This is a genomic window from Prevotella sp. HMSC073D09 (genome assembly GCF_001814145.1).
Taxonomy (GTDB): domain Bacteria; phylum Bacteroidota; class Bacteroidia; order Bacteroidales; family Bacteroidaceae; genus Prevotella; species Prevotella conceptionensis.
This window is the reverse complement of the sequence record NZ_KV815041.1, coordinates 1-9,729: the sequence shown is the minus strand read 5'-3', so window position 1 is coordinate 9,729 and position 9,729 is coordinate 1. Positions and strand designations below refer to the sequence as shown.

Here is a 9,729-nt window from a genome sequence, read left to right as displayed (position 1 = left end):
ATCGGAAAAAGACGGCGAATATTGGATGCTTACACAGTATAGAACAATAGGCCTATAACACTGTTCAATGTATAGATCTTGTATTTGCTTTTTGCAAACTTGGCTCATTATCTGCAAGATAGTAGACGAACAAACTTGTTTATCCACACCTCGCATTAAAAAATGCTTGTACAAGAAGAGGATGCGGCAGTCTTGGCACTTCCTCTTTTTATTGGTTTGTTCTTTATGGCTTTTATACCGAACCGACATAACCTATCTGTGCCGTCTCATAATGTATTTCAGCTTTGGGACTTCAATTATCTCGTTGATTTCAAAGCCAAGTTTCTCATAGAGTTTCTTTGCATTTTGGTTGAAGTCGAAGACTGTCAAAGAAATACTTTCAATATTGTCATCCTTAAAAATGAAATCTACAAACCTTTTTAGTGCCTCTGTGCCTAAACCCAATCCTGTTTTTTGAGGATTTATTACAAATCTGCCTATGTGTATGTTGTCTTTGCCAATTTGTATTTCTTGTATCATTCCGACAAATTCCCCATTATTGAATATGGAAAATACATTTTCGAGGTCCTTTATTTTACCATAACTCAACGGATAAGAGATTTTGGGACCCATCCATTGCTCCTGAAACGCTTTTCCTTGTTCATTAGACCACTTACATAAAAGCGAGGCATTGTCTTTGTTTATTCCCTTTTCAAGTTTGATGTTCATGTCTAGGCGTTTGAAAAACTTCGAAATACACTCACCCTAAATGTTTTGTTAATCGATAGGGAGAGGCTACTAATTAATTTCTTTTCTTATTATAGAGGTCTGCTGATAATTGGGTGGAAACAGAAGATTACCTGCTCACAAATTACCAACTATACCTGCTTTTTCGTTTTGCTGACAGGTGGGGAAAGTGCGCAAACCCTGTTCACAATATGGGTTAGCCACACTTTCCATGCTCCTTTTCCCTTTTTTCAACGCACACTTAACGTAGCGTTGCAAGGGCGTTACAGCTTTTCCAACGCCTGTTTGATGTCGGCCAAGATGTCTCCCACATCTTCGATGCCCACCGAAAGGCGGATGAGATCGGGTGTAACACCAGCCTCGCGAAGTTGTTCATCAGACAGTTGTCGGTGTGTATGGCTGGCAGGATGCAGCACGCAGGTGCGTGCATCGGCCACGTGCGTAACGATAGCAATCATGTTTAACGCGTCCATCCACTTCACGGCAGTGGCCCTGTCGCCCTTCAAACCGAACGAAAGCACGCCACACGAGCCGTTGGGTAGGTACTTTTTGGCCTTTTCGTGGTTGGCATCGTCTTCCAATCCGCAGTAATGCACCCATGCCACATGCGGGTCGTTATGCAGGTATTCGGCCACTTTCTGCGCGTTCTCGCAGTGTTGCCGCAAGCGTAGGTGTAGCGTTTCAAGTCCGATGTTTAGCAGAAAAGCGTTCTGTGGGCTAGGTATCGAGCCGAGGTCGCGCATCAGTTGAACCACCATTTTCGTGATATAAGCCATCTTTCCGAAGGCCGTGGTGTAGGTCAGGCCGTGGTATGAGCTGTCGGGCGTGCACAATCCGGCGAACTTTTCGGCGTTCGTTTCCCAGTCAAAGTTGCCGCTATCCACCACAACGCCGCCAACAGAGGTGGCATGTCCGTCCATATATTTCGTTGTAGAGTGGGTAACGATGTCGCATCCCCACTCAAAGGGGTTGCAATTGATGGGCGTGGCAAAGGTGTTGTCCACAATTAAGGGTACGCCATTGCGGTGGGCAATGCGTGCGAACTTTTCAATATCTAGCACTGCGCAGCTGGGATTTGAAATGGTTTCGCCGAAGAGCAGCTTGGTGTTGGGGCGGAAAGCAGCCTGTATCTCGTCATCCGAGGCATCGGGATGAACAAACGTGCAGTCGATGCCAAGCTTTTTAAGCGTTACTGCAAAGAGGTTGAACGTTCCGCCGTATATCTCGCTTGAAGTAACGAAGTGGTCGCCCGCCTCGCAGATGTTAAACACGGCATAGAAGTTGGCGGCTTGTCCGCTCGATGTGAGAACTGCCGCCACGCCACCTTCCAATGCGGCTATTTTCTTCGCAACAGCGTCGTTGGTTGGGTTTTGTAAGCGTGTATAGAAGTAGCCTTCTTTCTTCAAATCGAAAAGCATGGCCATCTCTTCTGTGTTGTCGTACTTGAAAGTCGTGCTTTGAATAATGGGCAGTACGCGAGGTTCGCCGTTCTTGGGTTCCCATCCTGCCTGTACGCATAAAGTTTGTTTCTTCATCGTTCTGTTGTATTTTAAAGTTGTTGCTAGTGATGCTTGTAGTGTGCAAAGTAACTAAAAAAGAGTGAGATAGGCAAGGAAGGAGGGACATAATATGGGTGAAAATTGGTAGTGTGGACGGAGTGGTGGCGTGAACCGAAGGCAAACGAAAATTCTTTTGCAAACGTTTGTCTTTACGATTTATTACGTTAAAATACAAAAAAAATATCCGAAAAGTTTGGTTTATTCGATTATAAGGCCTAAATTTGCGAACACTTAATTCGATTTTGAGATTGTCAAAATCACATTCCGAGGTTGGTAGCATCCTGCACCAACCTCTTTTTTGTGCCGTTATTTCGCATTGCTCATCTGTTTAATTGCAACTTATTTACAGCAGTAACTTGGGGAGATACCATTTGGCATCTTTCAACTCCTAAAACAACAGATTACGGATTTCTATCGCCTCATTAAATAAGTCTGAAACTTAAGAACGATTAAGGATTTTATCTTGGCAAAGATTAAACTCGCTTGGGAACACCCAGCGCCTATAGTAAACAGCCGAAACTTGTTTACGGAGAGGTTCCTCCTTTGTATATGATACCTTCTAGCGAACTATAAGTAAAGCCAACGGTCTCCCTTACAATACTTTCACCTTTGACAACAAGATAGTTAGACTTATAACACTCGACCCAGTTTACAATTTCAAGACGAGAAAGGCCGCAAGATTCTGAAGTTAATATTAATATCATCTTACTTGAAAACACTATCGGGTAATAATGGCTGGCCTATGCTCTCCATAATGCTGTCAGATTCGGACTTATCTTTTTTCTTAACGTATGGAAAGTCTAGCCATTGCTTAAAAACAGAATTTAAAAGAGTTCGTTTTTCGCACACCACATAATATTTGTCTAATATTAACATATAAGTTTTAGGTGAAAGATTCTTTTTCTTGACCTCTTTGGATAACGTGTTCCTAACAGAAACATCTGACAAATATCGACAATTATGAAGAAAAACAGCAGGAAGAGCTGCATCAATACATTCAAGTCTCCTATACTTAGCGCCTAATCTTTTGGAAGAAACCCAACCATACTTACATATTAATTGGTATGCTCTATGAAAATTGATAGAATCTATTTTTACCAAATACTCTCTTACATCTTTTCTCATCCTTAATGAATAGAGAGAAGAGGCTCTAACTCCTTGATCAAGCCCATAAATTTCAGCCAGGACTACAGCTATACTATCTGTATTCTCTGGCGTTATAAGAACATTTTGGCATTGTTGAGAATGGCCAATAAATTGCCCCGCTGACATAAGAAATGCTAAGAATGTCAATTCTACTTTCCTTACACTCATGATAATATTATATTAAAACGAAATAACATTTTCTCTCCACTAGTGATTGAGAGTGCTGTTTTGTTCTTCCAAACTTATCAATAACGATCCTGTTCACTGACTTAATCCTCAATTAATTTTGAGACGTCCTTCTTATCATCATCAGGGATTGTGACTATAATAGGCTTACCCTTTCCTACCTGCCCTTCTGGGCATTCATTTTCAGTTATTACACCAACTTCTACCATTACTGTTGTTGTTCCACCCAAGATATGGGCCATCTTCGCTTTTTTAGTTTTTTCGTAAAAAACTTCAATAAATTTCAAAGTTAGAAAATTCTTTTGTTACAGACACAGCACCATTCGAAAATTAACTGCAATTAACCCTAACTAGGATTTATAAACAGAAGAAGGTTCTCCAATAATAATAAATCCACATGACGACTTTACCAGCATACAATTAGGATACCGTCGAAAGCAGCTGTTGTAATTGTTTTTTGTCTGCAAAATCGGCAATCAAATGAATTGCAAAGAACACGTACGCCACATTGTCCGAACATGAGTTATAACCACAGGAATCCATCTATTGAAATATTAATCTAGACCCTTATACCATTCGTTTGTAAGGCATGTCGGCCGTTTGGTGCCACTTTGTGGGCTGTATCATTGCATCACGTACAAAATTCTCTACCTAACTATCGCGTTCTTTCTCATTGCCAATCGTGCCGAAACAGTTTCTGTACAGTTTCATCACCAGGAACACCCACTCGGTTTGGAGGTCTAGGCCACAATTGTATATGTACTCGAGTAGTTGAAAACCATTAATCAAAATAACACAAGATAAATAATCCTCGCATATACAAAGTGTAGGGAGAATTAACTCACTAGCCACACTCCCACGAGAGCCCAACACCTCACGAAAACCCAACAACTCCCAAATACAACAACTTACAAATTGAAGAAATCATCAACTCAAAAACTTACCAACCCCCAAACGCCAAAACTCACCAACTGAAAAACTCAAAAATTCATCAACTCCAAAACTCATTAACTCAAAAATTCATTAACTCCACAACTCACCAACTCAGAAAGCCCAAGACGCATTAACTCAAAAATTCATTAACACAAAATCTTAAATTACCATCTTTTATTTTACAATATCGTTCTAATTTCCGCCCCGTTTTAGCGAAAATACAAGCCCAAAAGTAGGCAAATCACCACTATTTATGGCCTTTTACCCCTTCTGCCTTGTCTGTTTTTAAGAGAAAAACCTGCATTTTGCACCATTTGGCCTTTCTAGTTTGGCTGAAGGCTCGTAATTTCTCAAGCCCAATTACTCGCTTTTAACCCCCAAAAACCTGCTTTTTAACAGCTATTTTGCCATTTTCAGCCATATATCTAATGGTTCAGAAAGGTTTTGTTTATACCATTTCAGTGTATTTTTATGCTTTTCGTCTTGCATTTAGCAGCATTTTGCACTGCGTTTAGCACCATTTTACGTTGCGTTTAGCATCAAAACGCACTGCATTTTGCGGCAAAACGCATTGTATTTAGCACCAAAACACACTGCGTTTTGCACCATTCTACCTTGCATTTAGCGGCAAATAGCACTAAATCTGGTGCAGATGGTGGCGTTTTTAAATAAAAATTCAGTTTGTCGCATTCACAGACTAACCCCTTTTTGCATCAAAACAAACCTTCACGAGAATCGATTTTTTGCGGCAAGGTGAGCGATTGGTGGACAAAAAGGGCACTCATAGTGTTAAAATTCTCGCTGAAAAGATTACATCGGTTGGTTAGTTAACGGGTGGATAGGTGAACAAGTGGGCGAGTTAACCAGTTAACAAGTTAACGGGTTGGCGAGTTAACCAGTTGACAAGTTAACAAATTGACGAGTTAACCAGTTGATAAGTTAACGGGTGGATAAGTGAACGAGTTAATCATTCTTTTCTTGTTTCTCTAAAAGTGCGTTTTCTCGCCATGACAATCTTCGAGCAAGCTCGACATTGTTCGTTTGGCCTAACGAAAACGTTCTTTTCTCGTGTCTTAACATAAATACGTTCATTCTGACATAAGAACATAAGAAACATAAAGAACTGCGCTTTACTTTTTCCTCATTATGCGCCACTGGAAAGATGCTTTCAACTTGTAAAGAATGTGTTGAAAGAATGCTCACTAGGTTACTTTTTGAGGCATAACCACGTTTTGCCACAGACAAATGGTGCAAAACTTTAGGTCTTTTGTATCTTAGTCCAGCACTTCGTACATGAGTGGGGTGTTTATCTTGGTTTTACAGCACAAAGGTAATAAACTGCTCTATTTGTAGAGATATTAAAAGTCAAGACAATTTCTTTGAGTAAAGCTAATTTCGTTCCTTGTTTCATTCAGTTACTCGCCCTTATACATAACGAAATTAAGAAAGGTCTGATAATGTTTATTCGGCACAATAAACCATCTCCTTTTGAATCACTTTCGATGTGATTTGCCTCTCTCTAAATTTTATAGTGATGGTATATGGCTCGTCATTAGAAGACAAATAAAAAAGGCGAGGTATGCAAATTCTCATCCCTACACTTTGCCTTTCGCCTTTGTTTATGGAGCGGACAAGCGACGCTATGTTAAGGGAAGAGTAGTAGCCTGGGCTCTCCTCCTGATTGGAGATTAAGCCATACATATCCGTTTCCCAACCCTTGAAACAGGGCGAGATGAGTTTTCCTGACCGTGTGCGTACTTCAATAGACTTGACTTTCTCGTCTATGCCCTTCAAACCAGGCTCTATGCCACCACTGAAAAGCACTGGTTTAGTTCCGGTCCAGCTTGTAATGAAGTTGATAACAAAGTATTTTTTCCCATTTACCAGCGAATCGGTAAAGACTATCGGCTGCATGACGACATTATCAATCCTAAAAGTCTCGTAATGGCATTCACACGAAACAAGTAAGATTGCCATAAACAAGATAAGTAGACTTCTCATTGGTACAAACTTTTTTAAATCCTTTATCTTCGGATGTGTGCCTCCACTTTAAGGTGCTTTTTAAGGTGATTTCTGATAATTCCCCGCTGTGGCGCAATAATAACTTCATACACACTCCTTGCAAGCATTGGGGGTAGGAAAACATTGAAATTGTTCTTACCATTCAGGTTTGGAACTGTTCAAAAGGCGTTTCTTCTTGGTAGGAAAACATTGAAATTGTTCTTACTATTCAGGCTAGTCTTCAAAACATGGTTTCAACCCCTCATTCCACATCCATTATCTTCCTTAATTTCTTTACGGCTAAATGATAACTAGCCTTCAATGCGCCAACGCTAGTTGAGAGAATAACGCTAATTTCCTCGTATTTCATTTCGTCGAAATAGCGCAGGTTAAACACCGTTCGCTGCACTTCGGGCAACTCGGCAATGGCCTCTTGCAGGCGGGCTTGGGTGGCATCGCCATCAAAGTAATCGTCGGCCATAAGCTGTTGGGCCAAAGTAAGGTCGGCAGACGATTGCAACGTGGTGGCGTTTTTCTGCTTTCGAAGAAAGTCGAGAGCCTCGTTAATGGCTATTCGGTACAGCCACGTGGACAGTCTAGCCTGCTGCTTAAAGTTATCCAGCCCGTTCCAAGCCTTAAGAAACACGTTTTGCACCAGGTCGTCGGCATCTTCGTGCACAAGCACCATGCGTCTTACCTTCCAATAAAGCGGCTGGGCATAAGCCTTTACCAAGTCTTGGAAAGCGGCATGACGAGTGGCTGGGTCGGCCAAACGCTGCAACAAACGTTGTTCGTCTAATTCTATCATTAAGCCATAGGGGCTAAAATAACTGTCAAGAATGTTTTAAGTGCCGATAAACAAGGTGAGAAGACAATATGCGCCGAAACTAAATGGAGAAACTGCGAAGGTAGCGATAAAGCACCTTGTCGTAACCATATACATCAGCGTATGTATGCATCTTACCTTTAACGTCGGGATAAAGGGTGTAATAAGTAATGAAAAGCGGAACGTTGGGGTTCACTTTCACACTATTAACTAATCGTCGATAGTCTACGCGCGTACGTTTTTCCTCGCCTTCTTTGGGCTTAGACAAGTCGGCCTGCATAGAATACTTTATCTTATCAATCAAAGTCCCATCTTTCTTATTGAGCAAGAAAACAGCCAGTTCAAAAGGTTTTTGAACACGTATGCAACCATGCGACACGCTGCGGCTGCCACGGTCGAAGGCCCATTTTGACGAGGTGTCGTGGATGAAAATTGAGAAATTGTTGTTGAAACGGAACACCACGCGGCCCAAGGAATTGCCTTCGCCGCCCTCTTGAATAACAAAATAGTCGGGGTTAAGCAGCATGCCGGCCGACACGTTGGCGGGGTCGACACGCCTTCCCGACGAGCGGTTGAGTATAAAATAGCGGTGTCGCTCAAAATAATCGGGGTTTCCTGCATGGCCAACAACCTCTTTCTTAATGATGCTCCGAGGAATAATCCATTGCGGATTAACGTCCATACGCATAATATGGCTGTTTAGCAGGGGCGTTTTGGTGTCTAATGTGCCGCAGGCCATACGCATAGTGAGTACGCTATCGCCTTCTATGGCGTCGAGATGGTACGAGGGAACGTTGACCAACACGTACTTTCGGTGGTTTTGCGGATAGTCGGTTTGTCGCCAACGGCTGCGTTCAACGTTGCAGAGCAGCCTTATGCGGTCGGCCTCCGACAGGTCTTTACCCTTAAAATGCTTTATCAGTAGGGCATAGAGCGCGTTTTGTGGCTGCGCCTGGCGTAAGAAAATATCAACCGAATCGTTATATACCTTACGCAAGGCTGTTGTGTAAAAGTCTTTTGTGGGCCGCTTAACAGGGATGTCGAACAAACCGCGGTAAGTAGTTCGAACAGAGTCTTGTTCACGTATGTCCAAGTTGTTGAATATACGCGTGGGGTTGGTGAAACCAAAGTGCTGCCCTGCCGTGTAGCGCAAGAAGGCTTTGGTAAGATTGTATTCAAGGCGTGCCATCACACGGTTAACATCGCGAATGCCAGAGTCTACATCGAGTGTTCGAATGCGTTGCAAGTCGCGTTCTATCTGTTCTACCACAAACACCCGCTTGCTAAACCCCATTTCTTCTACCGTATTAAGGTAGGCCAATAGGCTGTCTGCACGTTTATCTAGCCCAAACCGGTCTATCCAAAGCAGGTTTCCTCCGTCGCGATAGTAACGGCGGGTGCGCGAATCGGCCACAAGCGTGTCACGGTCGGCTCTAACCAGCAAGGCAAGTTGCCGTTTGATGTCGCTGATGTTGAGCTTATATGCCTGTTCTGCCCATTGGCCGATAGTTTCTTGCGAGGGTATAGGCCGTTCAACATGGCCTTTCTCGTGACAAGCCACGAGAACGAGACAAACGAAAAGTACCGTAGAAGAGAACTTACCTATTAAAAAATTAGAAGAGGACTTACCTAACTCTAAAATGTATTTCATTGAAAGGCCGCCTACGATTGTTGCGGCTTGTTGACATTCTTTGTCCTTATGCTTATTGCGCATGTCGTTGCAGGCTTGCGGAAAACTAATTAGAATTTTGATGGAGTGAAACTTGCACCAACGCCCGTTGGAGCTAGCATCGCTGTCATTTCCACCTTCGCCAGGCAGGCAAACTTACCCGAAAGGAGTGTTATCTGACGGCTATTTTACGCACCATCTTGCCCACTTTAACGATGTAACAGCCTTTTGGCAGCCCCAAATCGAAATGTTTCTCGGCACTGTCTATCTTTAAATAGGCCACCCTCATACCGGCCAAGTCGTAGACGGCGAGCATCTGCCCCGCTGCTCCCGACACGTGAATGGTAGACTCCGAAACACTGATGACGACATTTTGATAGTCGTTATCAATGGTTTCGAGTGCAGCAGCAGCCCTCGAAGTCAGTGGGTTGCCCATCATTAGGGCGGTTGTGAATAATATTGTTAGTAACGTCTTTGTCATATTCTGGGATGTTTTCTGGTTTCATCTGCAAATATAGTGCTTTTTGATGTAAATCAAGAAACTAACCGACTGTAAATCATTAGCGTTAAAGCTATTTAACTAAGAAAAGTTCTTTATGTTCGCAAAACGAATTAATTGTAGGTGATTTTACGCACTTTTAAGATTGAATGTAAGCATCCAAAATTCGCCGTATTGATACTTC

At 42.5% G+C, this 9,729-nt stretch carries 8 protein-coding genes; all 8 read right to left on the bottom strand.

Annotated elements, in window-relative coordinates:
- Positions 1-252: 252 nt before the first annotated feature.
- Positions 253-708, bottom strand: coding sequence for a GNAT family N-acetyltransferase (locus HMPREF2955_RS02060; RefSeq protein ID WP_070720418.1), 456 nt, complete (start codon positions 706-708; stop codon positions 253-255).
- A gap of 281 nt (positions 709-989) precedes the next feature.
- Positions 990-2,261, bottom strand: coding sequence for an O-acetylhomoserine aminocarboxypropyltransferase/cysteine synthase family protein (locus HMPREF2955_RS02055; RefSeq protein ID WP_070720416.1), 1,272 nt, complete (start codon positions 2,259-2,261; stop codon positions 990-992).
- Between the two features lie 729 nt (positions 2,262-2,990).
- Positions 2,991-3,599 (bottom strand): hypothetical protein, encoded by a 609-nt coding sequence (locus tag HMPREF2955_RS02050; RefSeq protein WP_139145450.1) that lies wholly within the window; start codon positions 3,597-3,599, stop codon positions 2,991-2,993.
- Positions 3,600-3,700: 101 nt separating this feature from the next.
- Complete coding sequence (locus HMPREF2955_RS02045) at positions 3,701-3,904, bottom strand: hypothetical protein (RefSeq protein WP_070720413.1); 204 nt, start codon at positions 3,902-3,904, stop codon at positions 3,701-3,703.
- A gap of 2,107 nt (positions 3,905-6,011) precedes the next feature.
- Positions 6,012-6,551, bottom strand: a complete 540-nt coding sequence (locus HMPREF2955_RS02040; protein WP_070720410.1) for a hypothetical protein — start codon at positions 6,549-6,551, stop codon at positions 6,012-6,014.
- Between the two features lie 262 nt (positions 6,552-6,813).
- Positions 6,814-7,359 carry an RNA polymerase sigma factor gene (locus HMPREF2955_RS02035; RefSeq protein WP_070720408.1) on the bottom strand — a complete coding sequence of 182 codons (546 nt, stop codon included), beginning with the start codon at positions 7,357-7,359 and terminating at the stop codon, positions 6,814-6,816.
- Positions 7,360-7,438: 79 nt separating this feature from the next.
- On the bottom strand, positions 7,439-9,091 hold the full coding sequence (locus HMPREF2955_RS02030) for a L,D-transpeptidase family protein (protein ID WP_070720406.1): 1,653 nt from the start codon (positions 9,089-9,091) through the stop codon (positions 7,439-7,441).
- 127 nt (positions 9,092-9,218) lie between these two features.
- A complete protein-coding gene (locus tag HMPREF2955_RS02025) occupies positions 9,219-9,527 on the bottom strand; it encodes a T9SS type A sorting domain-containing protein (RefSeq protein WP_019186975.1) in 309 nt (102 codons plus the stop codon).
- Between the last annotated feature and the right edge of the window lie 202 nt (positions 9,528-9,729).